At 62.9% G+C, this 25,821-nt stretch carries 28 protein-coding genes and 3 pseudogenes; 20 read left to right on the top strand and 11 right to left on the bottom strand.

All coding sequences use genetic code 11. The features are described from left to right. Positions 1–6 precede the first annotated feature (6 nt). Positions 7–519: a YkgB family protein gene (locus tag HAP41_RS41930; protein WP_084794953.1), complete on the top strand. Its 513-nt coding sequence runs from the start codon at positions 7–9 to the stop codon at positions 517–519. Positions 520–850: 331 nt separating this feature from the next. Here HAP41_RS41930 and HAP41_RS41925 read toward each other — a convergent pair. Further along, a pseudogene (locus HAP41_RS41925) lies at positions 851–1,072 on the bottom strand (TMEM175 family protein); the annotation flags it as partial. A gap of 366 nt (positions 1,073–1,438) precedes the next feature. On the opposite strand from HAP41_RS41925, the gene HAP41_RS41920 reads away from it, so the two are divergent. The 7 genes from HAP41_RS41920 (at position 1,439) to HAP41_RS41890 (ending at position 8,384) form a co-directional block, all read left to right on the top strand. Then, positions 1,439–3,085 (top strand): ATP-binding protein, encoded by a 1,647-nt coding sequence (locus HAP41_RS41920; protein ID WP_166078227.1) that lies wholly within the window; start codon positions 1,439–1,441, stop codon positions 3,083–3,085. A gap of 2 nt (positions 3,086–3,087) precedes the next feature. Beyond that, complete coding sequence (locus HAP41_RS41915) at positions 3,088–3,702, top strand: response regulator transcription factor (RefSeq protein ID WP_166078228.1); 615 nt, start codon at positions 3,088–3,090, stop codon at positions 3,700–3,702. Between the two features lie 340 nt (positions 3,703–4,042). Further along, positions 4,043–4,975, top strand: coding sequence for a helix-turn-helix transcriptional regulator (locus HAP41_RS41910; RefSeq protein WP_166078229.1), 933 nt, complete (start codon positions 4,043–4,045; stop codon positions 4,973–4,975). A 187-nt stretch (positions 4,976–5,162) separates the two neighbouring features. Continuing rightward, a complete protein-coding gene (locus HAP41_RS41905; RefSeq protein ID WP_166078230.1) occupies positions 5,163–6,032 on the top strand; it encodes an alpha/beta fold hydrolase in 870 nt (289 codons plus the stop codon). A gap of 41 nt (positions 6,033–6,073) precedes the next feature. Continuing rightward, entirely contained in the window at positions 6,074–7,048 is a 975-nt protein-coding gene (locus tag HAP41_RS41900; RefSeq protein WP_166078231.1) for a zinc-binding alcohol dehydrogenase family protein, read from the top strand. A gap of 32 nt (positions 7,049–7,080) precedes the next feature. Continuing rightward, positions 7,081–7,851: an SDR family oxidoreductase gene (locus HAP41_RS41895; RefSeq protein ID WP_166078232.1), complete on the top strand. Its 771-nt coding sequence runs from the start codon at positions 7,081–7,083 to the stop codon at positions 7,849–7,851. Positions 7,852–7,973: 122 nt separating this feature from the next. Next, a complete protein-coding gene (locus HAP41_RS41890) occupies positions 7,974–8,384 on the top strand; it encodes a DUF2000 family protein (RefSeq protein ID WP_166105471.1) in 411 nt (136 codons plus the stop codon). Between the two features lie 29 nt (positions 8,385–8,413). On the opposite strand, the gene HAP41_RS41885 is transcribed toward HAP41_RS41890, so the two are convergent. Genes HAP41_RS41885 through HAP41_RS41870 form a run of 4 tightly spaced genes read right to left on the bottom strand, consistent with a single transcriptional unit; the run spans position 8,414 to position 10,310 of the window. Further along, positions 8,414–8,707, bottom strand: a complete 294-nt coding sequence (locus tag HAP41_RS41885; RefSeq protein WP_224580599.1) for a hypothetical protein — start codon at positions 8,705–8,707, stop codon at positions 8,414–8,416. Next, positions 8,673–8,939 (bottom strand): DUF6510 family protein, encoded by a 267-nt coding sequence (locus HAP41_RS41880; RefSeq protein WP_224580600.1) that lies wholly within the window; start codon positions 8,937–8,939, stop codon positions 8,673–8,675. Before HAP41_RS41880 ends, HAP41_RS41885 begins: the two co-directional genes overlap by 35 nt. Before the next feature lie 5 nt (positions 8,940–8,944). After that, complete coding sequence (locus tag HAP41_RS41875; RefSeq protein WP_166078233.1) at positions 8,945–9,706, bottom strand: ferredoxin reductase; 762 nt, start codon at positions 9,704–9,706, stop codon at positions 8,945–8,947. Continuing rightward, the gene (locus tag HAP41_RS41870) at positions 9,693–10,310 is read right to left on the bottom strand and encodes a sulfite oxidase-like oxidoreductase (RefSeq protein ID WP_166078234.1); all 618 of its coding nucleotides are present in this window, start codon (positions 10,308–10,310) and stop codon (positions 9,693–9,695) included. Before HAP41_RS41870 ends, HAP41_RS41875 begins: the two co-directional genes overlap by 14 nt. Positions 10,311–10,412: 102 nt before the next feature. On the opposite strand from HAP41_RS41870, the pseudogene HAP41_RS41865 reads away from it, so the two are divergent. The 12 genes and pseudogenes from HAP41_RS41865 (at position 10,413) to HAP41_RS41810 (ending at position 20,574) form a co-directional block, all read left to right on the top strand. Continuing rightward, positions 10,413–12,071 (top strand): annotated as a pseudogene (locus HAP41_RS41865) (amidase). Between the two features lie 247 nt (positions 12,072–12,318). After that, a complete protein-coding gene (locus HAP41_RS41860; RefSeq protein WP_166078235.1) occupies positions 12,319–12,927 on the top strand; it encodes a cytochrome P460 family protein in 609 nt (202 codons plus the stop codon). 24 nt (positions 12,928–12,951) lie between these two features. Further along, entirely contained in the window at positions 12,952–13,533 is a 582-nt protein-coding gene (locus tag HAP41_RS41855) for a cytochrome P460 family protein (RefSeq protein ID WP_166078236.1), read from the top strand. After that, on the top strand, positions 13,458–14,870 hold the full coding sequence (locus HAP41_RS41850) for a lactonase family protein (protein WP_225048993.1): 1,413 nt from the start codon (positions 13,458–13,460) through the stop codon (positions 14,868–14,870). Before HAP41_RS41855 ends, HAP41_RS41850 begins: the two co-directional genes overlap by 76 nt. Positions 14,871–14,981: 111 nt before the next feature. After that, positions 14,982–15,893, top strand: coding sequence for an urease accessory protein UreD (locus HAP41_RS41845; RefSeq protein WP_224580601.1), 912 nt, complete (start codon positions 14,982–14,984; stop codon positions 15,891–15,893). Between the two features lie 26 nt (positions 15,894–15,919). Continuing rightward, positions 15,920–16,222 (top strand): urease subunit gamma, encoded by a 303-nt coding sequence (locus HAP41_RS41840; protein ID WP_166078237.1) that lies wholly within the window; start codon positions 15,920–15,922, stop codon positions 16,220–16,222. A 9-nt stretch (positions 16,223–16,231) separates the two neighbouring features. After that, positions 16,232–16,807: a HupE/UreJ family protein gene (locus tag HAP41_RS41835; protein WP_166078238.1), complete on the top strand. Its 576-nt coding sequence runs from the start codon at positions 16,232–16,234 to the stop codon at positions 16,805–16,807. After that, a complete protein-coding gene (locus tag HAP41_RS41830; RefSeq protein ID WP_166078239.1) occupies positions 16,804–17,142 on the top strand; it encodes an urease subunit beta in 339 nt (112 codons plus the stop codon). The genes HAP41_RS41835 and HAP41_RS41830 overlap by 4 nt, the downstream gene beginning before the upstream one ends. Positions 17,143–17,154: 12 nt before the next feature. Then, positions 17,155–18,858: an urease subunit alpha gene (ureC, locus tag HAP41_RS41825; protein WP_166078240.1), complete on the top strand. Its 1,704-nt coding sequence runs from the start codon at positions 17,155–17,157 to the stop codon at positions 18,856–18,858. A gap of 137 nt (positions 18,859–18,995) precedes the next feature. Continuing rightward, complete coding sequence (locus tag HAP41_RS41820; RefSeq protein ID WP_224580602.1) at positions 18,996–19,580, top strand: urease accessory protein UreF; 585 nt, start codon at positions 18,996–18,998, stop codon at positions 19,578–19,580. Next, complete coding sequence (ureG, locus tag HAP41_RS41815) at positions 19,577–20,266, top strand: urease accessory protein UreG (RefSeq protein ID WP_166078242.1); 690 nt, start codon at positions 19,577–19,579, stop codon at positions 20,264–20,266. The genes HAP41_RS41820 and ureG overlap by 4 nt, the downstream gene beginning before the upstream one ends. Then, positions 20,263–20,574 carry a chorismate mutase gene (locus HAP41_RS41810; RefSeq protein ID WP_166078243.1) on the top strand — a complete coding sequence of 104 codons (312 nt, stop codon included), beginning with the start codon at positions 20,263–20,265 and terminating at the stop codon, positions 20,572–20,574. Before ureG ends, HAP41_RS41810 begins: the two co-directional genes overlap by 4 nt. Positions 20,575–20,651: 77 nt before the next feature. Here HAP41_RS41810 and HAP41_RS41805 read toward each other — a convergent pair whose 3' ends face one another. The 6 genes and pseudogenes from HAP41_RS41805 to HAP41_RS41780 all read right to left on the bottom strand — a co-directional run bounded on the left by HAP41_RS41805 (position 20,652) and on the right by HAP41_RS41780 (position 25,796). Beyond that, a complete protein-coding gene (locus tag HAP41_RS41805; protein WP_166078244.1) occupies positions 20,652–21,005 on the bottom strand; it encodes a hypothetical protein in 354 nt (117 codons plus the stop codon). A gap of 188 nt (positions 21,006–21,193) precedes the next feature. Further along, entirely contained in the window at positions 21,194–21,973 is a 780-nt protein-coding gene (locus tag HAP41_RS41800; protein ID WP_166078245.1) for a DUF2182 domain-containing protein, read from the bottom strand. Between the two features lie 9 nt (positions 21,974–21,982). Further along, positions 21,983–23,515, bottom strand: a complete 1,533-nt coding sequence (locus HAP41_RS41795; protein WP_166078246.1) for a tyrosinase family protein — start codon at positions 23,513–23,515, stop codon at positions 21,983–21,985. A 356-nt stretch (positions 23,516–23,871) separates the two neighbouring features. Next, on the bottom strand, positions 23,872–24,909 hold the full coding sequence (locus tag HAP41_RS41790) for a thermonuclease family protein (RefSeq protein WP_166078247.1): 1,038 nt from the start codon (positions 24,907–24,909) through the stop codon (positions 23,872–23,874). Between the two features lie 89 nt (positions 24,910–24,998). Continuing rightward, a pseudogene (locus HAP41_RS41785) lies at positions 24,999–25,256 on the bottom strand (MATE family efflux transporter); the annotation flags it as partial. Positions 25,257–25,295: 39 nt separating this feature from the next. Then, positions 25,296–25,796, bottom strand: a complete 501-nt coding sequence (locus tag HAP41_RS41780) for a hypothetical protein (RefSeq protein ID WP_166078248.1) — start codon at positions 25,794–25,796, stop codon at positions 25,296–25,298. Between the last annotated feature and the right edge of the window lie 25 nt (positions 25,797–25,821).

The following is a 25,821-nucleotide window of genomic DNA, read 5'->3' as shown; positions in this document are numbered from 1 at the left end:
GGCACCATGAGTACATTGGCGAGAGCCCAGCGCAAATCGTTCGCAAGCAGGCTGCCGATATCGGGGCTGCTTGCGGGAGACCTGGACTACCACATCGTCCGGGCGTCGATGGTGATCCTGTTCTTCTTCTTCGGCTACCAGAAATGGTGGGCGTACGAGGCGGATCGCCTGGACCCCTTCATCAGCAACGGTCCGCTGATCTGGTGGCTCTATCCCGCTTTCGGCCATCAAGGCGCCAGTTGGTTCCTCGGCGTCGCCGAATGGACCTTTGGTGCTTTGATATTCGCGGGCTTCTGGAGCAAGCGCCTCGGGATTCTGGGCGCCCTAGGGTCGACCGGCACCTTCATCGCAACAGTCACGATCATTCCGTTTATGCCGGACGGTTGGGACGCTGCTGCAGGCGGCTTTCCGGCGATGACGGGCAACGTTCCGTTCTTGATGAAGGATGTCGTGCTGCTTGCGGTATCGTTGTATCTGCTGAAGCAAGATGCGGCCCGTGTCCTGCGACCTGAGGCTTGAGATACACGGCAAGGCAGATGCAGATCATGGCCAGCGCGAACATGGGATAGTGCAACGAGACGGCCGCCGCGGCGAGGAAGCCGAACAGGGTGGTCAAGGATCGCATGCGCATCACCATGCGCGCCTGGCTCGGGATCTCCTCGATCGCCGGCCGGTCGACGGCTTCCCAGCACAGCAACAGATAGGTCGCGTTCACCAGGGCGAATACGCCGGCATAGACGGTGACGGGCAGTGGCGCCAGCTTTGAGCTCGCGATCCAGGCTGTCGAGAACGGCAGCAGCGAGACTGAAAACAGATGAGCGAAGTTTCCCCAGATCAATCGGGGCGTCGCTGCGCTTGCATAGTGCAGAAGGTGGTGATGGTTCACCCAGACGATGGCGATGAAGAGATAGCTGACCGCGTAGCCGATGACGGTCGGCCAGAGTTCGAATAGAGCATCGAGGCTCGGAGCGTGTGGCGGGCGCAGGTCCAGGGCGAGAATTGTAATAACGACTGCAAAAACCGCATCCGAGAGGGCATTCAGGCGTTCTGTCTTCGGAGAGTCCGCGGTCATCATTCCTGTTTCCTTGCCGATGCGGGCCTGCGCGGCAGTGTCTCGACGCCCCGATTTGGCCTGAACAGCAGGCGAGGCATGCCGACGGCCAGCGGGGCGCAATGCCGTTGCTCCGCACTTTCGTGGACATTCGGAGCAACCGTCGCATCGGTTACACCTGCTTCGAAAAAAATCGGGGCAATGCGCAACGACGTGCATGGCGCGGGCTCGTGAACCGTGGCTCTCGCAACCAAACTTGGCAACGTTCGCAAGTCCCGTTACATGTTGCGGCGTACTGACGCGCTCTCGTCCCGCCCCTCGATACGCAAGCGGCGGGGTGATGCGTCGAGACGTCTGGAAATGATTTTCACGACGAGACATCTCGGTATGAGGCTTGATAACGAGACGCACGAACTCGATCTGGTCGCAAAGGCGTTTCAGATTATCTCGAGAGAAATCAGCTATCAGGGATTGGCCAAGGCTCTCCTGATGGAGGCGCTGAGTTACTCCGGGGCCAGTCGGGGGGCGATCCTGCTCAGCGGGCAAAGAGAGTTGCTTGCCAAGGCCGATGCGAGCTTCCCGCGCGAGAGGGCGAACTTCCTTGCCTCCTTCCCGCCGCACGCCGAATTCCTCCTGCCGAGCGACCTTGCCGAACAGGTGCTTGATCGAAAGCAAACGGTCGTGAGGCAAGCCGACGCGGAGAGCTCGGCACTGATTGATCCCGCAAACCCGCCGTCTGGAAAGATAGCGCAGCTGTGCCTGCCGTTGATTCACCAGCACTGGGCGATCGGCGTTCTCTATCTCGAAGCGGATGGAGATGCGGATATCTTCACGCCGCGATGCGTCTGGGTGACATCCATGCTGGCCAATCAGGCCGCCGTCTCATTCGAATCCGTCCGCCTGTTCGAGGCGCTGCGCGAGACCAACATGTGGATGGTCAGAGGTCAGCAGATCGGCGGGATGGGCAGCTATCGCTGGAACACGCGCACCCTGCTCTCCCGCGGATCGCGCGAATGTTACCGCATCCTGGATATCGACCTGGACGTAAACCCCGTGCCCTTCGAGGTGTTCAGGAGCCGGGTCCACCCCGAGGATTACCCCGCGCTGGAGCAGGACCTCACCGAGGCGATCAGCACGAAGTCGCCATTCACCCACGAGTACCGCGTGGTCCACCGGGACGGCAAGACGTTGCATGTCGTGGCCGTCGGACAATTCGATGAGGGGCCCACGGGAGACCTCGAGCTGGAAGGCATCATCACGGATGTGTCGCAACGGAAGGCGGCGGAGCAGGCTCTCGCCGACGCGCGAAACGAGCTTGCACGGGCGACGGGTCTGACGTCCCTTGGCGAGCTCGCCGGCTCGATCATTCACGAGATCGATCAGCCGCTGACGGGCATGATCATGAGCGCGGAAGCTTGCCTCCGATGGCTCGCCCGGGATCCCGTTCAAGCCGGGGAGGCCCGGAAATCGGTCGCGCGCATCATCAGGCAGGCACGCCGGGCTGCGGAGGTTGTGACCGGGGTCCGCTCTCTGGTGCGGGGCACGCAGGTCCATTTTGCCGAGTTCGATATCAACGATGCGGTTGCGGAGGTTCTGCTTCTGTCGAACAGGGAAATCGAGCGTGCCGGGGTCATCGTCCGTACCGACTTCGATCGATCATCGCCGCGTGTCGAAGCAGACCGTGTTCAGGTCCAGCAGGTCGCCCTCAACCTCGTGCGCAACGCGATCGAGGCCATGGCCGCGGTCGAGGACGGGAACCGCATTTTGGCCCTCTCTTCGGGGGTCGCCGATGGTATGATTTCCGTGGCAATCGCGGATACGGGGGGCGGCATCAGCCCGGCTGATAGAGAGCGGGTCTTCGAGACGCTCTATACGACGAAGGGAGCGGGACTCGGTCTGGGACTGTCGATCTGCCGCAAGATAGTGAAACTCCACGGAGGACAGCTATGGGTGGAAGAAAACGGGAGGTGCGGAGCGAAGTTCACCTTCGCTCTCCCGCTTCGCCAGGCGGTTCAGACGTCGGAAAGCCGGTAGACATGCCTCCTTCCGGCGTTGTTCATATCGTCGACGATGACCGCGCGGTTCGCGAGTCCCTTGGCGACCTGCTCGAGTCCCTGCACTACAAAGTCGCCCTGTACGGATCAGCCTCGGATTTCCTCAAGGTTGAACTGTCGGATGCCCCTGCGTGCCTGGTGCTCGATGTCAGATTGCCCGGCACGAGTGGCTTGGAGCTGCAGGAGTACCTGACGAAAATCAATGTCGGAATCCCGGTGATCCTGATGACCGCCTTTGGCGACATTCCCATGTCGGTAAGAGGCATGAAGCTGGGGGCGGTCGATTTTCTCACCAAGCCGATACGGGACCAGGACCTTCTCGATGCGATCACGGCCGCGATCCGAAAGGACATCGATCGGCGTGACGACAGCGCGCACCTGGCGCAGTTGCAGGAGAAGTTTGCACTCCTGACCACGCGCGAGCGGCAAGTGATGACGCTGGTGGCATCCGGTCTGATGAACAAGCAGGTCGCCAGCGAGCTCTCGATCAGCGAAGCGACAGTCAAGATGCATCGTGGCAGCGTGATGCGGAAGCTCGGGGCAAAAACCGCGGCAATGCTCGTTCGAATGGCAGAAGCGCTCCAGCTCCAAGGCTGAAGCTTCGGGACTGGCATCTCCTGCTGAATCATCTCAGCACCGTCCCTGCATGCGGCCCATACCTAAGTATGGGTCGGAACAGCACAAGCGTGAGATTGCCCGCCAGCGCGATGAAAAGCATGTTGCCACTGTGCGGTGCTGCCATCCGGCGTTGGCAGCGCGCCTTGACCGGAGAGGTAACGCCACGTGCAGCTTGCGGCTTCAACGCCCGTATCCAGGCGACCAGGGCATCTCCTCCGTGCAGAAAGTCGTTGACGATTGGACGCGGCCATCCGGAGCACAGAACAGGGCGACGACGATGGGGATGTACGTATCAAATTCGAGTGAGAGCACGCCACGGATGGCGGTCTCCGCTTCGCCAATCCGGCCGGTGGACGAGATGCTGTCGTCCAGGCCGTCCGACGCGACGCTTCATCCGACGGTCAGCATAACGCCTTCCGAGCCGGTGAAGCGCCTTGGGATCGGCTGGCGCTGGTGGTTTTCGGAGAGCGTTCACCTCCCGGTCGGCAACAGGATCGAATTTCGCTTTCAGGGATCGAGACATCTCCTGGCGTTGTACAACGAGGGAGCGCGGAAAAGCGGTGAGACCTCCATCGATGGCCTCTGCTCGTCGAAGCTGCGCGGTTCCGAGCACAGGCTGACCTTTGTCCCGGCGGGACGCGCCTATCGGGAATGGCATGAGACTGCCTCGTCGGCGCAGGTGACCTTCCTCTATTTCGATCCCGCCGCGCTTCACAAGTCCGACGACGGCGCGGCCGGGCTCGCGCCAAGAATATACTTCGAGGATCCGCTGGTCTGGGAAACCGCCTCCAAATTGAAGAAGGCGATCGAGAGCGCCGAGACGAATTGCGCGCCCTACCTCGAAGCGCTTTGCGGCGTGCTCGCCCACGAGCTTTCCAGGTCTGATCACGATGTTGTTCGCGAACCGGCAGCGGTCAGTCGTGGAGGTCTCGCGGGTTGGCAGAAGCGTGTCGTGGTCGAGTACGTCGAGGGGCATCTGGGAGAACAGGTCTGCCTCCTCAAGCTCGCCGAGCTCGTCAGGCTCAGCGTTCACCACTTCTGCCGCGCTTTCAAGAAGTCGTTCGGAATCCCGGCCTACCAGTATCAGGTGCAGCGACGCATGGAGTTCGCCAAGCTGCGGCTGGCGGATCGCGCGGTATCGATTACGGACATCGCACTCAGCCTGGGCTATGCGCAAACGAGCTCCTTCAGCTCCGCCTTTCGCAAAGCGACGGGTTGGACTCCTACGGACTATCGCAGGGAGTTCGAATGAATGGATCCGAGGCACGATAGATCGGGCAGGGCAGGCGACAGGCAGTCTCGTACGGGCAGAAATCCCCGGGGAGTCTGTAACCGGATCGCCCCGAGCCGCGAAATGTCCAGGTGAGACCGCCTCGGGTCGGCTGCCATCGGATCATCGATTTCACCGGGCGCAACAGGTGTCGAGGGAGGGACCACAGATGACGAGCATTCGATACCGCAAGGCGGACGTGGATGGACTGAACGTATTTTACCGGGAGGCTGGACGGGCTGACGCGCCCGCCTTGCTGCTGCTGCACGGATTTCCGACGGCCGGCCACATGTTCCGCGAGTTGATCCCGGCGCTCTCGGATCGCTTCCGACTGGTGGCGCCGGATTTGCCCGGGTTCGGCCAGTCCGACATGCCGGCGCGCGAAAGCTTTGCCTATACGTTCGCCGCGTTGGCGCAGGTGATCGAACGGTTCACGGAAGTCATCGGACTTCCTCGCTTCTCGCTCTACGTCTTCGACTATGGCGCGCCGACGGGCTTTCGGATGGCTCTTCGGCATCCCGAGCGCATCGTTTCCATCATCTCGCAGAATGGCAATGCCTATGAGGAGGGATTGAGCGAAGGCTGGAGCCCGATCCGGGCTTACTGGCAAGATGCATCGCAAGCGAATCGGGCGGTGCTGCGATCATTCCTTTCGCCAGAGACGACGGTCTGGCAATACACCCACGGGGTGCCTGACGTCTCCCTGGTCTCCCCTGACGGATACACGCTGGACAACCATTATCTCGAGCGCCCTGGCGCGGACGAGGTCCAGCTCGATCTGTTCGGCGACTACGGGACCAACGTCGCCATGTATCCGGAATTCCAGGCCTACTTCCGCATGCACAAGCCGCCCTTCCTGGCGGTCTGGGGCAAGAACGATCCCTTTTTCCTGCCGGCGGGCGCGAAGGCGTTTCAGCGCGACATGCCGGGCGCCGAAGTGCGCTTCTTCGACACGGGGCACTTTGCGCTCGAGACTCATGCGCGGGAGATCGCAGCGGCGATCGGTGATTTTCTTGGCCAGCTGAATTCGAATAGGTAACCGCCGCTTCCCTCGCCGCGAGAAACGTCAGGAGAGCCATCATGCGCGCTATCGTTCTTGAAAAATTCGGTGGTTTGGACAGCCTCGTCTATCGGGATGTTCCGGAGCCGGAGCCGCAGCCTGGTCATGCCGTCATCGAGGTCAAGGGATTCGGCATCAATCATGCGGAAATGCACATGCGCCGGGGCGAATGGGCCGAAGCGGCGCCGATCAGCGGTATCGAATGCGTCGGTCTCGTGAAGTCGTGCCCGGGCGGCGAATTTCGGGTGGGCGCCAAGGTGGCCGCATTGATGGGCGGTCTCGGCCGGACCATCAACGGCAGCTACGCCGAATACACGCGTGCGCCGGTCTCGAATGTCGCATCGATCGATGCGGATTTGCCCTGGGCCGAGCTCGCAGCGATCCCCGAAACCTTCGCGACGGCATGGACCTGTCTCTTCCGAAATCTCGATCTCGAGAAGGGGCAGCTTCTCGTCATTCGCGGAGCGACGTCCTCGTTCGGTCAGGCCGCACTCAAGCTCGCGGTCAATGCCGGCGCGCGGGTGATCGCGACGACGCGCAGCCGGGAGCGCTTTGCCATGCTGGAGAAGCTCGGAGCCGCGCGGTGCGAAATTGAACGGCGCGATCTCTCAAAGCATCTGCCCGAGGCGAAGCAGGTCGACGCAGTCCTGGACCTCGTCGGCAACAGCGTCGTGCTCGACTCCCTCGCCATGCTTCGCCGCGGCGGCCGCTCCTGTCTCGCCGGCTGGCTCGGCGGGCTTGATCCGATTCCGGATTTCAACCCGCTGCTGCAGATGCCGAGCGGCGTCTACCTGACCTTCTTCGGCAGCTTCGTGTTCGGCACGCCCGGGTTCCCGCTCTCCGACGTGCCGCTGCGGGAAATCGCCGCCGACGCCGCGGCCGGCCGGCTGGACGTCAAGCCGGCGCGGATCTTTCGCTTCGACGAGATTCGCGAGGCGCATCGCGTCATGGAGGCGAACGAGGCCGTCGGAAAGATGGTCGTCGTTCGCGACTGATATTTGCAAGCTTGGTATTCGGGAGAGTTCATATGTCGAAATCAGTCGCCATCGTGACGGGGGCGAGCCAGGGAATCGGCCGGGCGACTGCGGTGCGCCTGGCGCGCGATTTCTCGGCGCTTGCCCTGGTGGCGCGATACCGCGCCAATCTCGAGGACACCGCAAGGGCGGTCCGGGCCGCCGGCGCCGGGGTGCTGGTGATCGATGCCGATCTGGCCGAACCTCGTGCCGCTCAATCTGTCGTCGACCAGACCATGGCGGCGTTCGGCCGGATCGATGCCCTGCTCAATATCGCAGGGGCGGTACCTCAGGTCGATCTGTTCGAGACGACGGAGGCACAGTGGGACGCCGGACTGGCGTTGAAGCTGCATGGCGCCCGGCGGCTCACGATCGCCGCCTGGCCGTCGCTCATGGCCGCGAAGGGGGCGGTGGTGTTGATGTCGGGAAACTCGGCCTCTTTCCCCAAGGCGCCCTATGCCGCGGTCGGCACCATCAACGCTGCAATCGTCGCCTTGGCAAAGGCGTTCTCCGACAAGGGAATCAGCGATGGCGTCCAGGTCAACAGCGTCCTGCCGGGGCCGGTGATGACGGGCCGCCGCCGCTCCTACCTCGAGCACTGGGCGCCGCTGCACAACATGACCGTCGAGGAAGCTACGGCGAAGTTTCTCAAGGACGCCGGGATCGCGCGCTACGGCGAGCCGGAAGAGATCGCCGAGTTGATGGCGTTCCTCGTATCGCCCGGCGCGCGCTGGATGACCGGCTCGGCGTTGCGGATGGACGGCGGCGAGGTGAAATCGATATAATCGGTTTGCACCCGAAGGGCGTCCGCGGAAGTGGGCCACTTGCAAAAGCGTTCGATGCGCGCAAGCATGGAGTAAGGGCACTTTCGCTCTTCGCGAGCGCTGAGGATAGCGACAAAACCGTCATGCAGTTTGACACCAAGATCGCGGTCGTGGTCCGCACCGACCTTGAGCCGTGGCAGAAGCTGAACGTGGCCTCTTTCCTCGCCAGCGGGATCGCCGCGGCTTTCCCAGCTTGCATCGGCGACCCCTACGAAGACGGCTCCGGGACAAAATATCTGCCGTTGATCGGCCAGCCCATCCTGATCTATGGCGCCGACCGCGCGGCGCTATCACGCGCGCTCGATCGCGCACTGACGCGCGGAGTGACGCCGGGGCTCTATACCGAGGACATGTTCACGACCACTCACGATGCCGCCAACCGCGAAGTCGTGAAGGCCGTTTCCCGCACAGACCTGAATCTGGTTGGGATTTCCATGCGCGCCGAGCGCAAGGTGATCGACAAGATCGTCGACGGGTTGAAATTTCACGGCTGACGCTTCCCGATCTGCCCCGGCCGTCCTTTTCAGTCTTCGCCGGATCTGGCTCTGAGGAGCTCGTCGCGGCGCCTGATCAGAATCTCGAGCCGTGCGGCCTGATCGTCAATTCGCTGGCCGACAAGCTCTTCGCTCATCGCGGCGAGATGTGAGGCCGACTGTTCAATCAGCTCGCGAAGCTTCGCCGCGGTGGCGGCAATCTGGCGCTCGATTTCAGCGAGGTGGACGTCTTCAGCGTGCATGGCGGGTCTTTGATTTCGGTGTTTGGCGGGCGATCGGGCGCGGCATTCAGAAGTACAGGTGCCGGGCACCGTGCATTTCAAGGACACATCCCCTCTGAGTGCGCGTCGCCCTCATCAGATCGCTTCCGCAATCGGCGCACTTGACCAGTGCCTCCACGGGCCCGCCGTCGACAGCGAGAGCGCCAAGGCAGGACACGGTGTTGCATGCCGCACACCGGATCTTCGTCAGGGTGATGTCAAAGGCAAAGGCTTCTTGAAGCAAGTGTGTGCCGGGATCACCGCCAAGAATGAGGTCGGCGATGTTGTCTGCCATGGCGATCATGCTCCTGTTGGCCCGAAACGTTCGGTTCTTATGGCGAGAGGGTCGAAGCCGAGCTTCACGAGCATGCTCGCGATGCCTTCGACAAACCTGGTGGGACCGCAAATGAAGAACGTGGGATTCTGCTCGCGCGTAAAGCTGTTCTCTGCGAGCAGGGCCTCGTTGACCCGTCCCCGATGTCCGTTCCAGTCGCTCGGATGATCGCGGGTGAGCGCATAGACCAGGCGCAGGTCGCGGTCGCCGCGTGCCATCGTATCGAGTTCATCCCGGTACACGACGTCGGCAAGGCTGCGTGCCGAATAGATCAATGATGCCGGTATGGGGGCGAGCGACCTCCTGCGGTGGCGCAACATGGCCATCAGCGGCGTAATCCCGGTGCCGCCCGCAACCAGGCAAATCGGTCCACCGCGCGCTTGGCTCCAGATGAAATGCCGCCCAATGGGTCCGCGAAATTCGAGAGCGCCGCCAACCCGCAATTCGTCGAGGAGATAGGAGGACACCTCTCCGTCCTCGACCCGTTCCACCGTGAGAGCGAGCAGTTCTTCTTCCGGAGGCGATGCGATCGAGTAGCTTCGTTCGGCCTGATAGCCGTCATCGGCGGTAAGACGGATGTCGACGTGCTGGCCGGGCCAGTGCCCGGACCAGTTGGCCGGCTGCAGGATGATGCTCCTCACCCGGCTTGTTTCGGCCACGATGGCCTGTACGCGACCGGACTGCCACGCGATCCTGGGCTGCTGCAGAGGCGCATCAGTCGCCGTCATAACGTTGCTCCCGCCAGGGATCGCCATAGTTGTGATAACCACGCGATTCCCAGAACCCGGGCTCGTCCTTGGGCATGAAGCGAAGCCTTCGCAGCCTCTTTGCGCTCTTCCAGAAGTAGAGATGCGGCACCAGGAGTCGCGCGGGGCCGCCGTGCGCCGGGGCGAGCGGCAGGCCCTCATAGCGGGTCGCGATCATCGCCTTTCCCGCGACCAGGTCGATCACCGGAAGGTTCGTCGTGTATCCGCCGTCGCAATGCGCCATGACATAGGCGTCCGGCGGCTCGCTCAGCCCGACCACCTTGAGAAGATCGTCGAAGCTGACGCCCTGCCAGACCGTGCTGAGCTTGGTCCATTTGGTGACGCAGTGAATGTCGACCGTGATCGTGGTCTGGGGCAGTGCCTCGAATTCGTCCCAGGTCCATTTCCCCAACAACGAGCCGCCGAATTGAAGCGCAATCTTCCAGTCGGCGACACGGGTCTCCGGCGTGGGTCCGGCGGACAGCACCGGGAAGTCGGTCGTCAGGTACTGACCCGGTGGCAGCCGGGCGGCTTCGGGCGTCTGTCGTTTGGATTTGAAGCCGCGAGAAACGGGAGGTCGGTCCATGGAAGCGTGCCCTTGTGCGGTGACGCGCAGGATGTCCCAACGCGCGTCGGCGTAACCTGCAGCCCACGTCAGCGCACATGAACCCTGATCGATGCCTTGTCGATGGCCGTCGCGGTGAATGCATCAAGATTGCGAAAGACGAAGCAATCACGGCTGCGCAGGCAAGAACTGTTTCAATGTCAAATGCGGCTTCGTCCTGAAGTGGTTCAGAAGGAGGAGACGATGTCGAGCGTGAGCCAGCCCTTGCATTCCGACGAACTCGCTTACCTCACCGCGCACGAACTGGCGGCTCGCATCCGGCGGCGTGAGCTGTCGCCGGTTGACGTGGTCGATGCGTTCATCCGGCGCATCGAAGCGCGCAACCCGAGCCTGAATGCGCTGGTCTATCTCGATTTCGACGGCGCCCGCACGAGAGCGAAAGAGGCCGAGCGCGCATTGGTCGCCGGCGAGTCGTGGGGGCCGCTGCACGGCATCCCGTCTGCGCTCAAGGATCTGTTCGACTTCAAGCCGGGCTGGCCTGCGAGCCTGGGCGGCATCCGCGCGCTCAATCATCACGTCGTGAACGGTTACTGCGTGTTCTGCGAACGCATGGAGAAGCGCGGCGGCGCCGTGTTCCTCGGCAAGACCAACAGCCCCCTCATGGGATTCCGAGGCACCTGCGACAACTACCTGTTTGGTCCCACGCGCAACCCGTTCAATCTTGCCAAGAACACGGGCGGCTCATCCGGAGGAAGCGCTGCGGCGGTCGCCGATGGACTGCTACCCATTGCAGAAGGTACGGACGCCGGCGGCTAGATACGAATCCCTTCCGCCTGGTGTGGGGTCTATGGCTACAAGGCGTCATTCGGACGCGTGCCGTTCCTCGTGCGTCCCAACGCGTTCGGCGTGGCCGACTCTCCGTTCCTGTTCGAAGGGCCCATCACGCGGACGGTCGAAGATGCCGCCATCGCGTTGAACGTACTTGCCGGCCCTGATCCGCGAGATCCCTTCAGCCTGATCGAGCCGCCCGTCGACTTCACCGCGGCGACCCGTCGTTCGATCCGCGGCCTCAAGATTGCCTATAGTCCGGATCTGGACGTCTTTCCGGTCGACGGAAAAGTCGCGGCGACGGTCCGCCGCGCGGTACAGGCGTTCGAGGAAGCCGGTGCTCACGTCGAGGAGGTGAAGCTCGGCATCGTGCGTTCGCAACGGGAGCTGAGCGATGTCTGGTCGCGTCTCTACATGCTTCTGAACCTGCAGGCGATCGAGAACATGAAGCGCGACGGCATCGATTTGTTCGGCGAGCATCGCGACGACTTTCCGCCTGAATATATGGATTGGGTCGAAAGGACCAATCGCATGTCGGGGCTCGATTTCTTCCGCGACCAGGCCGTCCGGTCGGAGGTTTACGATGCCTTCCAGAACGTCCTTGAAAGATTCGATCTGTTGGTCACGCCGACCGTCGCGTGCCCGCCGGTCGACAACGCCAGCGACGGCAACACGGTTGGACCGAAGTCGATCAATGGTGTCGAGATAGATCCTCTGATCGGATGGGGCCTGACCTACTTCGTCAACTTCACCGGTCATCCGGCAGCCTCGATTCCGGCGGGTCTGTCGGATGGACTTCCGGTCGGGATGCAAATCATAGGTCGGCGAAACGCCGACTTCGACGTGCTGGCCGCGAGCGCGGCCTTCGAGCGGCTTCGCCCCTGGCAGGACAATTACCGGATCTGCCGCGAGCGCCCCCTGAGCGCAGCCCCGCTTTCAGACCTCACCCGCTAACCTTGCACTCTCTCGGTCGTTTCCATGGCCGTCCGCGCCGCGATCGCGGCGCCGATTGGGGCCGCGCGTCTTGCGTCCGCAGCGTCAACCTCTTCACCGATCGCAGGTTCGGCACGGAATGCATCAAGATGGCCAAAGCGGAAGCAATCCCCAGCGCGCAGGATCTTCCGCGACTGGCTAAGTCATCTGTCGACAGGTCAATCGTGCCGGCGCCTCGCGCGTTCGGCCGCAGTCGCGGGAGAAGACAATGCGCGTGAGAGTCCAGGCAGCAGCGGCGGTCATCGTAGGCAGTGCGGTCGCAACGATCCTGTTCTTCGGGTCGCTCAAGGATAGCAATGCCCAGAGCAATACGCGCTATCTGCCGGAATACACCGCGGACGGGCAGTTGCTCCTGCCGAAGAATTTCCACGAGTGGGTCTATGTCGGATCGCCGCTGACGCCGAACGCCCTCAACGGCGGGCAGGCGAATTTCCCGGAATTCCACAACGTCTATATCGAGCCGGGCTCGTACGCGATCTACAAGAAGACCGGCGAATTCCCCGAGGGGACGATCCTGTTCAAGGAGCTGCAGCTGACGTTGCCGCAGGAGAATGCCGACGGCTCGCGAACGGAAGCGTCGGGACGTGGTTACTTCCCAGGCAAGTGGAACGGCGCCGACGTGACCGTCAAGGACTCGAAGCGCTTCGCCGACACCAACGGGTGGGGCTATTTCAACTTCAATCACCACGAACCGAAGGCGTCGATGGCCAAGGTGAAGTCGAAGGACGAGTGCGCCTACTGCCACATCGCCAACGCCAAGAAGGATGAGGTCTGGACCCAGTTCTATCCGCTGCTGGACAACAAGGACGCGCGGTGACCGCGTAATCGGCGGAAAATCGGCATGAAAATCCTCAAAGCCGCCTGTGTCGCCGTCGTCGTGATCCTTGGGATCGCGGCCGCGGTCAAGCAGTCACAGTTGCGGGCGAACGCGGCGGATGGCGTTTCGACCGGTGCGAGTGTCGCCGACCGCGACGGGCATCTGCACGTGCCCGATGACTATCGTACGACCTATCAAATCCTCGGAAGCTGGGCCATCGCGGCAGACGACACTCACGGCTCGAAGGAGCTTCACGTCGTGTACGCCTCGCCTGGAGTGATCGACGCCTATCGGAAGGACAAGCGCTTCCCGGACGGTGCGGTGCTGGTCAAGGAAGTGTTCAAGGCGGCAACTTCCGAAATGACGACCGGTACCGTCAGCCGCGCCGATGCTTTGAAGGGATGGTTCGTGATGGTGAAGGACACCGCGAACCGTCACCCGGAGAGCGCGTTGTGGGGCGACGGCTGGGGATGGTCCTGGTTCGACGCGGGCGATCGCTCAAAAACGACGACGACGAATTACAGGGCCCAATGCCAGGCGTGCCATGTGCCCGTGCGGGCGTCCGACTGGGTTTACGTCGATGGATACCCTCCGCTGAAGCCATAGCAATGGTGCAGGTCACCGAAAGTCATTCGATTTACCAAAGCCAATCATCAAAGGAGCGAGAGATGGCTAAAGAGGCGACGACGAGCGAGATGGGAATGTCGAAGGGGCAGACTGGCCATCTCTATATCCAGACCAACGAGATCGATAACGCCATTATTCACTACACGCGGCAGGCGGACGGCAAGCTGGCTGAGGTCGCGCGTATCAAGACGGGCGGCGCCGGCTCCGGTGAATTCAAGCCGATCAGCGGCCAGGACAGCGCGCCCAACTCCTACGAGGGTGCGGGAAGCGTCATCATTACATCCGATCGGCGCTTTTTGTTTGCGACCAATGGCGGAGACAATTCCGTTTCGAGCTTCCGCTTGGAGAGCGACGGTCGTCTCACGCTGCTCGACGTGAAGTCGACCGGCAACCCGGTCGAGGGCAGGAGCGGCACGGCCAAATCGCTGGCTTTCGCTCCGTCGACGCGCACCCTCTTCGTGCTGCACGCGTTCGGACCGGATCATCTTCGGCTGATGTCGGTCGATGCCGAAGGCATGCTCAAGACGCGGCCCGAGCGATACACGGTGAATACGTACAGCAAGCGGAACCGTGTCTCCACCATGGTCGTGGTCTCGCCCAACGAGGAGCTCGTGCTTGTCGGCACCACTTTCGATGAGCCGATCGCGCTCACCGGCTTGTATCCCGACGGCTCGCCGATTCTCTGGGTCCAGCGCGCCGGCGGCGCGTTGCACTCGATTGCGTCGAATGCACCGGATCCGGACGGCCTTGCCGTGTTCGCCCTGCAAAAGGACGGCTCGCTCGGCACGGCCAGGTTCTACGATGCGAAGGGCGGTTCTCCGTTCTACATCGCGTTCCTGAATCAGCGTCCGAATACGTTCGTGATCGGCTATGCCGTCGGTGACGGATGCTCCATCTGCACCATCGAGAAGAACGGCTCGATCGAGATCGGCCCGCTCGTCAAGATCGACACCAGCGCGGGCCTGCCGTCCGAGCTGTGCTGGCTGGCCGTCGCGCCCGATGATCGCACGATCTACGCGACGAATTTCGGCTACAGCAACATCAGCAGCTACCGCATCAATGGTGGCGGCCTGGAGATTGCGTGCGATCCGGCGTGTCCGAAGGTCCCCGGCGACGGCACCGCGAGGGGATTGAACGGAACCGTGACGAGCGGTCCCAGCGATAGCTGGATCTCGCCCGACGGCGCCTATCTCTATCAGATCTACGGCAACGCCTCGAAGCTGGTCAGCTACAGCACCCAGCCGGACGGTTCGCTGAAGGAGATCGGCAGCGTCAAGATCCCGTACAACGGCTCCCAGGGTCTTGCGGGTTTCTGATCCCGGTTTCGCGACATGAGGTCCGGGCGTGGCCGGCATTGCCGTTCCGCGCCCGGCCTCTCCCTCGCCGATATGCGAGACACACACGGTCCATCATGAGCCCCGAGACGGATGTTTGAAGCAATTCACGAGCGCTCTCGCGGGACATCCGCGGCTCATCCCGGCCATCCGGGCGAAGGGCAGGGCGCCACGGGAAAATTCGATCTGCAGCGCGCTGTCGGGGAAGCTCGCGTGGTGTTCTCCGGTGCCGCAAACGGCACGGAGATCATCGACGTCTATCAGAAGTTTCCGATGGCCGTTGCCTTCCCGAATGTCGACGATCGCCGGCGCAAGGAGGCGGTCCTCATTAATACCTCGGGCGGTGTCGCGGGTGGCGACGAGATCAGGATCGAGGTGGTCGCTCAAGGCAATGCGTCGGTCGCGGTGACCACGCAGGCCGCGGAGAAGGTCTATCGGGCGCTGGATCGGCCTGCCCGAATCCGGACGCGGTTAAGGGCGGAGGGAAATGCCCGGCTTGCGTGGCTTCCGCAAGAGACGATCGTCTTCAACCAGGCGCGCATCGCGCGACAGACCGAGATCGATGTGTGCTCGGGCACCGAATTGATCGCCCTCGAATGGCTGGTTCTTGGCCGCATCGAGAGCGGCGAGGAGGTTCTGGCCGGACATATCCTGGACAGTTGGCGCGTCAGGGTCGACGGCCGTCTGGTGTGGGCAGATGGCTTCCTCGCGTCAGACCAGGCGCTCCTGCAGCTTCGGAAGACGGCGCTGCTTTCGAACTGGAAGGCGATCGCGACGATGATCTATTTCGGTCCGGGTCTCGAGGCCCGGCTCGAGAGATTGCGCGAGATCGGTGCGTCCCTGGAATGCGCGTGCGGCGTCACGATCGTGGGCGCGATCATCGTGGTCCGGGTCGCCGCGATTGCAAGCGTGGATCTCAGGCGAGGTCTGTGCCGCTTCCTCGATCAACTCGACGATGAACTCGGATCCGGTCCCTTCGGAGTGCCGAAGATGTGGTCCTGTTAGCTGCGCGGCCAAGTGGGAGGAGCATCTTGAATCTGACGCCACGGGAACGAGACAAGCTGATGATAGCCCTCGCTGCGATCGTTGCGCGCGGCCGGCTCGCGCGCGGCGTCAAGCTGAATTATCCCGAAAGCATCGCATTGATTTCGGATGCCATCATGGAAGGCGCCCGCGACGGACGATCGGTCGCGGACCTGATGTCCGAAGGCGGCCGGCTGCTGCGCCGCGAGCAGGTCATGGAGGGCATCCCGGAAATGATCCGCGAGATCCAGGTGGAGGCGACGTTTCCGGATGGGACCAAGCTTGTCCCGGTGCACAACCCGATCCGATAGGAGTCGATGATGCGCATCATCGCGATTTGCGTCGCCGCGTTGAGCCTGCTTGCATCGCCGGCCTTCGCTCATCCCATTCAGGGGGCGGGCAGCTCGTTCGACGCCGGTCTCGTCCATCCGTTCAGCGGCGCCGATCATCTGATTGCGATTACGTTGGTGGGAACGTGGAGCGCGCTCGTGGGCGGATCCGCGAGAGCCGTGTGGCCGCTAACCTTCCTGATCGCGATGCTGGGCGGCTTCGCCGCGGCAAGCGCAGGACTTGAGCTGGGATTTGTGGAGGCGGCGATCAGCCTCTCGGTGGTGGCGCTGGGAGCGTTCGTTGCGTTCGAATTCAGGATGCCCGTCATGCTGGGCGCGGCGGCCGTCGGCCTGTTTGCGTTCTTCCATGGTCACGCCCACGGAACTGACGCCGCCTCGATGCTTGTTCCCTACGTGATCGGCTTCACGACGGCGACCGCCGCTCTTCTCCTGACCGGCATGGTCATCGGGTTCTCAGGAGGAAACGCGGCCAGAAGAAGTTTGCTTCGCGCGGCGGGCGTATGCGCCGGGCTCGTCGGGCTGCTGCTGCTTGGAGGCGTGGCATGATTCCCGGGGAGGTCATTCCGGCTGACGGCGACATCGTCCTGAACGGGGACAGGACCGGACCATCGATTGCCGTAGCCAACACCGGCGACCGGCCGGTCCAGGTGGGCAGCCATTATCACTTCGCCGAAGTGAACGCCGCACTCGTGTTCGATCGATCAGCCGCTCGTGGATGCCGCCTCGATATCCCGGCCGGGACGGCCGTGCGGTTCGAGCCGGGTCAGTCGCGCGAGGTCTCATTGATTCCGTTTGCCGGAGCGCGGCGCATCTACGGCTTCAGCGGCGGCGTGATGGGACCTCTGGAATCGGCGACCGGTGCGTCCGGCGCCAACGAATAAGGTGAGGAAGACATGTCCCACACGATGAGCCGCGCGGCCTATGCGCAGATGTTCGGCCCCACGGTCGGCGACAAGGTGCGCCTGGCGGATACCGATCTGTTCATCGAGCCCGAGAGGGACCTCACGATCTATGGCGAGGAGGTCAAGTTCGGCGGCGGCAAGGTCATTCGCGACGGCATGGGACAATCGCAGCTCACGCGCGCGCAGGGCGCGGTCGATACGGTCATTACCAACGCGCTGATCCTCGATCACTGGGGAATCGTCAAGGCCGACATCGCGATCAGGGACGGGCTCATTGCCGCCATCGGCAAGGCGGGCAACCCCGACATACAGCCGGGTATCTCGATCATCATTGGGCCGGGGACGGAAATCATCGCGGGCGAGGGCAAGATCATCACCGCTGGCGGAATGGATACGCACATTCATTTCATCTGCCCGCAGCAGATCGACGAGGCGCTCTTCTCGGGCGTCACGACCATGATGGGTGGTGGGACCGGACCCGCCGCAGGGACGACGGCGACGACCTGTACGCCGGGGCCATGGCACATCCATCGGATGCTCGAGGCGCTGGATGGGTTCCCGATGAACTTCGGCATTTTCGGCAAGGGCAATGCGAGCCTACCCGCGGGCCTGGTCGAGCAGATCGAAGCCGGCGCGTGCGGCCTGAAGCTGCACGAAGACTGGGGCGCAACGCCCGCATCGATCGACTGCTGTCTCTCTGTCGCCGACGACATGGACGTGCAGGTCATGATCCACACCGATTCCCTGAACGAAGGCGGGTTTGTCGAGCGCACAATCGCCGCGTTCAAGGGCAGGACGACCCATGCGGCCCACACGGAAGGGGCCGGCGGCGGGCACGCGCCTGACATCATCAAGGTCTGCGGCGAGAGCAACGTCATTCCAGCCTCGACAAATCCCACGCGTCCCTACACCGCGAATACGCTCGACGAAGCACTCGACATGCTGATGGTGACCCACCATCTGGATCGCCGCATCCCGGAGGATGTCGCCTTCGCGGAGAGCCGCATCCGAAAGGAGACGATCGCCGCAGAGGACATCCTGCACGATCTCGGCGCTTTCTCGATCGTGTCGTCGGATAGCCAGGCGATGGGGCGCGTCGGCGAGGTGATCACACGGACGTGGCAGACCGCCGACAAGATGAAAAAGCAGTTCGGGCGGTTGCCGGAGGAGACCGGGCAGAACGACAATTTCAGGGCTCGGCGCTACGTCGCGAAATACACGATCAATCCGGCCATCGTGCAGGGAATGTCACGCCATGTCGGTTCGGTCGAGGTCGGAAAGCTCGCGGACATCGTCGTCTGGGATCCGGCGTTCTTCGGGATCAAGCCCGACATGGTCCTGAAATCCGGCATGATCGTCGCCGCGATCATGGGCGACCCCAATGCGTCGATCCCGACGCCTCAGCCGGAATATTACCGGCCGATGTTCGGTGCCTTCGGCCGTTCTCCCGGCAGAAATTCCGTGACCTTCGTCAGTCAGGCCTCGCTCGAAACGACGAGACAATTGGGCCTGGCCAAGCAACTCCTGCCGGTCTCGAACACGCGATCGATCGGCAAGCATTCCATGATCCTCAACGACGCGCTGCCCCGCATGGAGGTCGATCCCGAAACCTACGAGGTGCGAGCCGACGGACGTCTCCTCACCTGTCCGCCGGTGAATGTGGTCCCGATGGCGCAGCGCTATTTCATGTACTGACGCGTTGCCGGCATGGTGGTGCGATGACAGATCAGAGTTATGGACAGCAGGCGCTGGCGTTCCTGAGGCTGCAGAGCTGGCTCTCGCCGTCGTTCCCGAACGGGGCCTACAGCTACTCGCACGGACTGGAGTGGGCCGTGGAGGCCGGCCATGTCTCCGATCGGCGCAGCCTGATCGATTGGCTCGAGGCCGACCTTTGCTACGGCTCCGGCCGAAACGAAGCCATCTTCTTCAGCGAAGCCTACCGATGCGTGGCCGAGGGCGCCGAGGACCAGCTCCCGGAGCTGGCCGAACTCGCAGCCGCTTCCCGCGGCACATCCGAATTCGTGCTCGAATCCGCACAGCAATCGTCGGCGTGCCTTACGACCCTTCGCAGTGTCTGGCCGGATCGAATTCTGGACATGTTCTCCGACCCGAAATGCCCGCCGGTGCTGGCTGTCCTGCTCGGAGCGCGGGCGGCGCGCGAACGGATTGCCGTCGAAATCGCGCTGCCGGCATTCCTGCACAGCTATGTCGCCAATCTGGTGAGCGCGGGCGTGCGATTGGTGCCTCTCGGTCAGACCGATGGTCAGCTCGCCATCGCGGCGCTCGAGCTGCCGATCCTGTCGCGCAGTGAAATCGCAAGCCGCGAGACGGTCGACGATCTCGGTTCGGCGGGCCTGATGGTTGAGCTCGCGTCCATCGCACACGAGCTCCAATATACGAGGTTGTTTCGCTCATGAAGACGATTGAACGCGAGAGCAGGTGTCTCCGCACACCTGGCATTGCGGCAACCAACGGGCCACTGCGCGTCGGCATCGGCGGTCCGGTCGGTTCCGGAAAGACGGCGCTGGTCGAGGCGCTGTGCAAGCACCTGCGCGATTTCTACGAGATCTACGTCATCACCAACGACATCTACACCAAGGAGGATCAGCTCATTCTGACCCGTGCGCAGGCATTGGCGGCAGAGCGCATCATGGGGGTGGAAACGGGTGGCTGTCCGCACACGGCCATACGGGAGGACGCCTCGATGAACCTGGCGGCGATCCACGACATGAACCTGAAATTTCCGGACGCGGAGCTTTGCTTCGTCGAGTCGGGTGGCGACAATCTCGCCGCCACCTTCAGCCCGGAGCTTGCGGATCTGACCGTCTACGTGATCGACGTCGCCGCAGGAGAGAAGATCCCGCGCAAGGGAGGGCCGGGGATCATGCGTTCCGATCTGCTGGTGATCAACAAGATCGACCTGGCTCCCATGGTGGGCGCGAATCTGGAGATCATGGAAGCGGACGCGCGGCGGATGCGAGGTGCGCGACCGTTCATCCTCTCCAATCTGAAGAGTGGCCAAGGTGTCGACGAGATCGCGGGCTTCATTCTGCAGAAGGGCGGGTTGTCCGCCGCGACGCTGTCTGGAGGTGCCGATCGATGACGGATGATGACCAGGAGTTTGCCGGCGATCTCGCCAGGCTGCGCCGCAGCATCGACAATCTGGATGCGGCGATGGTGCACCTGCTCGCAGAACGCTTTCGCTGCACTGATGCGATCGGAGAGCTCAAGGCCAGGCATGGACTGGAATCCCGGGATCCCAGACGCGAAGCGGCGCAATTGAAGCGGCTTCGCATCCTCGCCGCACAGAGCGGGCTCGATCCGGATTTTACCCGGAAGCTGCATGCCCTGGTCGTTCGAGAAGTCATCACCAATCATGAGGTGGTGAAGTTCGAGTCGGGAGCCTGCTAGGAACGATCGCTTTTACAACGACCCATTTCACGGTGAGACCGGACAAGGCGCGACATTCCACTGGTGACGCGCGGTCGTTACGCGGACTGGTCGACCAGGCTGCCGGGCTGCTGGCCCTTTTTCTCCAGCTGCTTTTCGATGGCGTCCCGGATCTTCTGCTCCACCGCCGCCTTCTGGTCCGGGGTCATGTTGGCGAGGTCGGCCTCGCTGAGATTCATGCTCTTCAGAATGGCAGCCCGCATACGGTCGAAGGGATTCATCTTCGCGTATTTCAGGAATTCCTGCACGACGCTGCTGTCGCCCGATGCGCCATCTTCGCTTGCTTGCGAGGGCCCACCATTATCGGTCACCGGCGGCTTCGATGCACCGGTCGCTGAGCCGGCTTTTGCAGGCTGGTAGCCGAAGATTGATGCTCCTGGCGTGACTTGCATGTTCGGCCCCTCGAGACGATCGCGAAGGGCAAGCAACGTGCGTGCCAAATCCTTTCGTTCGATTTCCCGATGTTTCCGGGCTGGCGCTCATCGGCGGCTTGAAAAAATTGCCGGTGCGGCGGTGTCGCCGGCAAAGTTTGCCCGGTTGCCTGCGGGAATCGCGTCGTCGCGCGTGCCGTCGGCACCGATCAGGTTGCCTTCACTCCGGCGCTCTCCGAGCGTCGCCAAAGGCCAAGCCTGAACCATAGCAGCCTGGCAGCGGTCGATGGCCATCGTACCTCCCAGGCCGGGCGCCGCGGTTTGTCCAGGCGCTCGGCGATCAGGAATGCACTGGTCGCGGCCATCGCCGGCAAATGGCCGCCTTGCGTCGCCAACGGAACGAGCATCAGCGCCCAGCAGGCTCCGCAACACCAGATACCCTGGGTGACGCCATATCCGAGAGCAGCCAGGTCGGCCCTGATCCCATACGCCGCCAGCGGCGGCTGGTCGTGGCAGTGGTTCAGGCAAATCTGTTTCACGGGGGAGAATTGCCAGACCAGGACGAGCGATCCCGCCAATGCGATCGTGACGATCGATGATGATTGCATCAGTTGCAGCGCCAGCACGGCCAGCACGATGGGAACGCCACAGGCCGCCCAGATGGCCCAGTATCCGATCATGAAGAGCGCCATCGACCGCATGCGTCGACGCGGCAGGCTTCGCGCACGCACGTGCCCAAGAGCGCCCGCGAGCATCGGCGTCATCATCGCCGCGACCATCAGCATCCATTCGCCGGCGAGTGTTGTCGGCGAATAGAACGTCATGGCAAGGGCGAGCTGATCGAGCGACAGTGCCGGCCAGACATCGCTGTTGCAGAAGGCGACGAGCCTGCGCTGGTCCGACAACGCCACGACGGCCGCCCACGCGGCGGCTGCCGCGACGGTGAGCGGAATACGGATTTGCAGACGCTCGTAGGCCGCGGGCGTCATGAGCGGCCGTCAATCGCCCTGTCGGACGATGCTGATGCGGCCGACACTCACGTCGGCCGACTGCTGCACCGGCGCGACGGCCTGGAGACGAACGCCGACCTTTGCGAGATCGGCAGTGCCCGAACCGGCGAACTCCGAATAGGGCTTGGTGATGTTCAGCGCGTACGACAAGCCGTCTCTCGCATGCCCGGTATCGCTCTCCGTCGCCTTGGTGATGCCGAACAGCCCGATGCTCCCGACCTGCCGCTCGAAGGACGGCGCGCCGTCCTTCCCCGCAAACTGCAGATACACCTGCAGCACGGTGGCGTCGGAATATCCGCGCACATTCTCCAGATTGAGAAAGACCTGCTCCGCGCGCGCCCCGGGCGCGGGGCCCGCAGCCAGCCTGGCGGCAACTTTCGTATGCGTACGCGCATCGAGTTGCACGGAGGTCTCGGCACCTTTCCCTGCGACGGGAAGCGATTGGGCATTGGCGCCAAGCACCTCAACTGTTGCTCCAGTCGATCTCGCCATCGCGACCGCTCCGGATGATGTCGCTGTCCTGCCGGCGACGGCCGCCAATGGCGCGCCTGCCGGCGAGAAATCGCTGTAAGTATAGCCCACCCCGGCAAAGTCCGACATCTGTTCCGGCGTGTACTCCCACGGCGAGCCGTCGGGGAGAGGAACGACAAATTTGTGCTGGCCGAGGCTGGCAGGTCCCTTCTTCCAACTGGCTTCTTCCGGATCCGTGTTTTGGGAATCGCTCTGCCTCCAGCTTTGCCACAGCCGATCGATATTCGCGTGGTGCAGCCAGAAGATGGGATCCAGACCGGCCGTCACCGGTGACGACATCAGTCCCGGCAGTGGCCTCGTGCTCGCCTCCGGGAACATCTTCTCGCCGCCGACAAGGCCGTGAACCTGGTCGTGCGGTTGACTTTCGATGTCGCCATGCTTGGTGCCGCCGTGCTCGAAGCCGGTGTCGATGCCACCGAAGCCGCGGTCGCCGCCACTTGCCACACCGGTGAACTCGTGAACGTCCATCGCGTCCAGGTTCACGGCGTCGAGCGGGACGAAGACCTTGCCGGGCTGCGAGGGATCGCCGGGTCCCCACCGCTGTTCAATGAAGAGGGGATTGTTGCCTGTGCCGTCCGGCCAGTCCGGGCTGCCGAATGCCGGCGGCAAGCCATCCTGACCGGGTTTGATGTAGTTCCAGTAGGGCAGGGTCCAGTCAGGCGGCCCGCCGAGCGTCACGACGGTCGAACGAATGAGCTTCTCAAACCCGATCAGATAGCCGCGGTGCCACGGCAGAAAATACCAGCTGCCGTGCTGACATTGCTGCCAGAACTCGTCGAAGTCGGCCTGGGCAGGAACCTGCTCGGTGGGCGCCTTGTAGCCGTAGAACTCCCACAGGCCCTGATGATAGCCGTGCATGCCGGCCCAGAAGCGCCAGCTGGTTCGATCGTTGAGCGGCTTCGGCCTCAATGTGCCAACCGCGCGCGCGTACCAGAGAATCGGATCCGCCCAGTCGCCGCCAAGCTCCCACACGTTCTGTCGAACCAGCATGCCGCTCTCCTTGTCGCTTGACTGCGGCGCCGGCCGGCCGAGAGAACGGGCAGGCGGCTCCGCCGGATTGATCTTGCTCTCATCCACCGGCTCGCTCTGAGAGCCGGCATCCTGGGTCACTCGGACTTCTGCCGAGGACGCTCCCCAATGGCCGCGGCCAGGAAAATAGACGAAAAATCTATGGTTGTGTAGTAGCGAATTCTAACCGTTAGCGCGAGCAGCCTTTGATCGGCCGGCGTCGGCCGCCGGAAATGCCTGCAACGACAGGAGAATAGCGGCGCATGAACGTGCGAGCTCACGGCCGGCAACAATCTGCGACAAAACGCCGTCGATCCCGGTCGGCCGCGCGCGCCTCCTCAGAACGTCGTGATCGGCTTGCCGTCCGCCCCCACGAGACTCGACGGCGCCTCGCCGAACACCAGCCCCTCCGGCTGAAACTTGATCGTCTTGCCGCCCTCGACGAAGTCGGCAAAATTGCGCGGCGTGGCCGAGTGCACGCCGTTGGTCAGGAAGTCGTCGATCTCGTAGCAGGTGTCGGGCTTGCCGCCGGAGCCTTCGCCCAGAAACTTCTGGAAGGTCTGGCTCGTCACCTTGGCCTTCTTGCGCGCCGACCAGTTGGTGTAGCGGCGATAGAGCTTCGGCAGGATCACGGGGCCCTTGTCGGTCGCGAGCACGTCGGTCTCGTTCTTCCTGGGTTCGCGCAGGTCGAAGTCGAAAGCGGGAATCGTCTTGGCGAGATGCTTCCAGACCGGCAGCTTCTGCGCGCGTGCGGGCTTCGCGAGCGCGAGGAAGGCCTTGATCTCGTCGTCGTTCATCGAAGAATAGAAGGTCGGATAGGCAAAGCCCTGCTCGACCAGCCAGTGGTTGATGTCGATTTTCTTGCCGGCGACCGTCACCTCGATGTCGCCGACCAGCCGGCCATAGGTGTCGAACACCTCGTTCGGCGCATCGACATGGGTGAACACGCGGTAGGCGAGCGTTGGCCCGCCGGCGCTGCTGAGGAAGTCATGCAGCGCCTTGCTCGTCGTCGCGCCCAGAAACTGCCGGTAGGGGTGTGTGACCTCGTGATAGGCCTGCCGCTTGGCGTCGCTCAGGCCCTGCTTCTCGGCGGCCGAGAGCGGCGAGGGCTGATAATGCAGCTCCGGCGCGTCGATGCCCTGAAGGCGAATGGTGAGCTTGCCGTTCTTGATCGGCGCCGTCGCGGTCCGGCCCTTGACCTTGGCGCCCTCGAAGACGTGGGTCGGCTGGAACGGCACCGAGTCGTTCTTGCGGAAGCGGATCGCCTCAGGGGCGACATTCACCACGACCTTGGTGGTGTCGGCGTCCGACCGGCCCTCCGGCCAGAACTGGCTGACATCGATGGTGCCTACGACCTCCAGCAGTCCAACGGGCATCGGGCGCTCCTGTCAAACGAACGCGGCGACCGCTTCATCGAGGCGACTCGCGCACGCACCGGCAGGTAGCGGATCATCTTCGTGCGACAGGCCCGTGACGGGGCCGACGACAGGCCCCCGCCCATTGCCGCGCCGGACATGCTCATGGTCAACATCACGCAGGCAGATACCAGCGCCATCGCCGCAAGCGCTTCGATTCCCAGTTTTCCGATCTACGAGGTTTCCGCGATCGCAACCAGGGTGCCAGCCGAAAACGCGAGCGCATTCGGCCAGGCGAGCGAGAGTAGCGTGCGCAGGATCGGTCCGTCGAGCAACGCATTCGCGGCTGGGCGAGGCGGCGATGACATCGGACCTTCCTCCGTCGACCCGTCAGGTTCGACCCGAGATCAGGACTTGGGAGGCTTATGCGGACAGACCATCGTCAGATAGAGCAGCGTCGGCTTGTCCGAGCCCCTCTTGTATTCCCACTCCAACCGGATCTCGTGCCGATGTGCATAGGCGTCGCTCGCCGCGTGGCTGATGATGTTGGTTTTCATCGGGATGGGCGGTTCGGAGTTGAAGCACTTCCGGACGCAGGCATCGAGCAGGTCGCACCGTGTCAGAGGGATGACGCCGGGCTCATCCTTGGACAGGGGGACCGTGTTCGGCTGGGTGCTGAGGTCGACGCGGGCTCGGCCCTTCTCCTTGTGCCAATACTTGGCGCTTCCCTGCGGCCAATTCGATGCCGGGTTCAAAATCAGGTGGTACTGGCCGTATTCCAAAGTCGGTAGATCGATGTCTTCCGAGGCCTTGAGCTTGGCCACGCTCTTCTTCATGTTCGCCAGCGGATAGTAATTGCTGTTCATCAGGTCTTTAAATGGCTTACCGGTATAGACGATCATGCCCATGTATTCTGCCCCTCAATGAGTGCTT

Source organism: Bradyrhizobium barranii subsp. apii (genome assembly GCF_011516635.5).
GTDB classification, from domain to species: Bacteria; Pseudomonadota; Alphaproteobacteria; order Rhizobiales; family Xanthobacteraceae; genus Bradyrhizobium; species Bradyrhizobium barranii.
The sequence above is the reverse complement of the archived record's forward strand: the minus strand, read 5'-3'. Positions and strand labels throughout refer to the sequence as shown.

Bases quoted from the DNA above. Each gene is read 5' to 3' on its own strand.
- HAP41_RS41930 (WP_084794953.1), top strand. From the start codon at position 7: ATGAGTACATTGGCGAGAGCCCAGCGCAAATCGTTCGCAAGCAGGCTG.
- HAP41_RS41920 (WP_166078227.1), top strand. From the start codon at position 1,439: ATGAGGCTTGATAACGAGACGCACGAACTCGATCTGGTCGCAAAGGCG.
- HAP41_RS41915 (WP_166078228.1), top strand. From the start codon at position 3,088: ATGCCTCCTTCCGGCGTTGTTCATATCGTCGACGATGACCGCGCGGTT.
- HAP41_RS41910 (WP_166078229.1), top strand. From the start codon at position 4,043: ATGGCGGTCTCCGCTTCGCCAATCCGGCCGGTGGACGAGATGCTGTCG.
- HAP41_RS41905 (WP_166078230.1), top strand. From the start codon at position 5,163: ATGACGAGCATTCGATACCGCAAGGCGGACGTGGATGGACTGAACGTA.
- HAP41_RS41900 (WP_166078231.1), top strand. From the start codon at position 6,074: ATGCGCGCTATCGTTCTTGAAAAATTCGGTGGTTTGGACAGCCTCGTC.
- HAP41_RS41895 (WP_166078232.1), top strand. From the start codon at position 7,081: ATGTCGAAATCAGTCGCCATCGTGACGGGGGCGAGCCAGGGAATCGGC.
- HAP41_RS41890 (WP_166105471.1), top strand. From the start codon at position 7,974: ATGCAGTTTGACACCAAGATCGCGGTCGTGGTCCGCACCGACCTTGAG.
- HAP41_RS41880 (WP_224580600.1), bottom strand. From the start codon at position 8,939: ATGGCAGACAACATCGCCGACCTCATTCTTGGCGGTGATCCCGGCACA.
- HAP41_RS41875 (WP_166078233.1), bottom strand. From the start codon at position 9,706: ATGACGGCGACTGATGCGCCTCTGCAGCAGCCCAGGATCGCGTGGCAG.
- HAP41_RS41870 (WP_166078234.1), bottom strand. From the start codon at position 10,310: ATGGACCGACCTCCCGTTTCTCGCGGCTTCAAATCCAAACGACAGACG.
- HAP41_RS41860 (WP_166078235.1), top strand. From the start codon at position 12,319: ATGCGCGTGAGAGTCCAGGCAGCAGCGGCGGTCATCGTAGGCAGTGCG.
- HAP41_RS41855 (WP_166078236.1), top strand. From the start codon at position 12,952: ATGAAAATCCTCAAAGCCGCCTGTGTCGCCGTCGTCGTGATCCTTGGG.
- HAP41_RS41850 (WP_225048993.1), top strand. From the start codon at position 13,458: ATGCCAGGCGTGCCATGTGCCCGTGCGGGCGTCCGACTGGGTTTACGT.
- HAP41_RS41845 (WP_224580601.1), top strand. From the start codon at position 14,982: ATGTTTGAAGCAATTCACGAGCGCTCTCGCGGGACATCCGCGGCTCAT.
- HAP41_RS41835 (WP_166078238.1), top strand. From the start codon at position 16,232: ATGCGCATCATCGCGATTTGCGTCGCCGCGTTGAGCCTGCTTGCATCG.
- HAP41_RS41830 (WP_166078239.1), top strand. From the start codon at position 16,804: ATGATTCCCGGGGAGGTCATTCCGGCTGACGGCGACATCGTCCTGAAC.
- ureC (WP_166078240.1), top strand. From the start codon at position 17,155: ATGTCCCACACGATGAGCCGCGCGGCCTATGCGCAGATGTTCGGCCCC.
- ureG (WP_166078242.1), top strand. From the start codon at position 19,577: ATGAAGACGATTGAACGCGAGAGCAGGTGTCTCCGCACACCTGGCATT.
- HAP41_RS41810 (WP_166078243.1), top strand. From the start codon at position 20,263: ATGACGGATGATGACCAGGAGTTTGCCGGCGATCTCGCCAGGCTGCGC.
- HAP41_RS41805 (WP_166078244.1), bottom strand. From the start codon at position 21,005: ATGCAAGTCACGCCAGGAGCATCAATCTTCGGCTACCAGCCTGCAAAA.
- HAP41_RS41800 (WP_166078245.1), bottom strand. From the start codon at position 21,973: ATGACGCCCGCGGCCTACGAGCGTCTGCAAATCCGTATTCCGCTCACC.
- HAP41_RS41795 (WP_166078246.1), bottom strand. From the start codon at position 23,515: ATGCTGGTTCGACAGAACGTGTGGGAGCTTGGCGGCGACTGGGCGGAT.
- HAP41_RS41790 (WP_166078247.1), bottom strand. From the start codon at position 24,909: ATGCCCGTTGGACTGCTGGAGGTCGTAGGCACCATCGATGTCAGCCAG.
- HAP41_RS41780 (WP_166078248.1), bottom strand. From the start codon at position 25,796: ATGGGCATGATCGTCTATACCGGTAAGCCATTTAAAGACCTGATGAAC.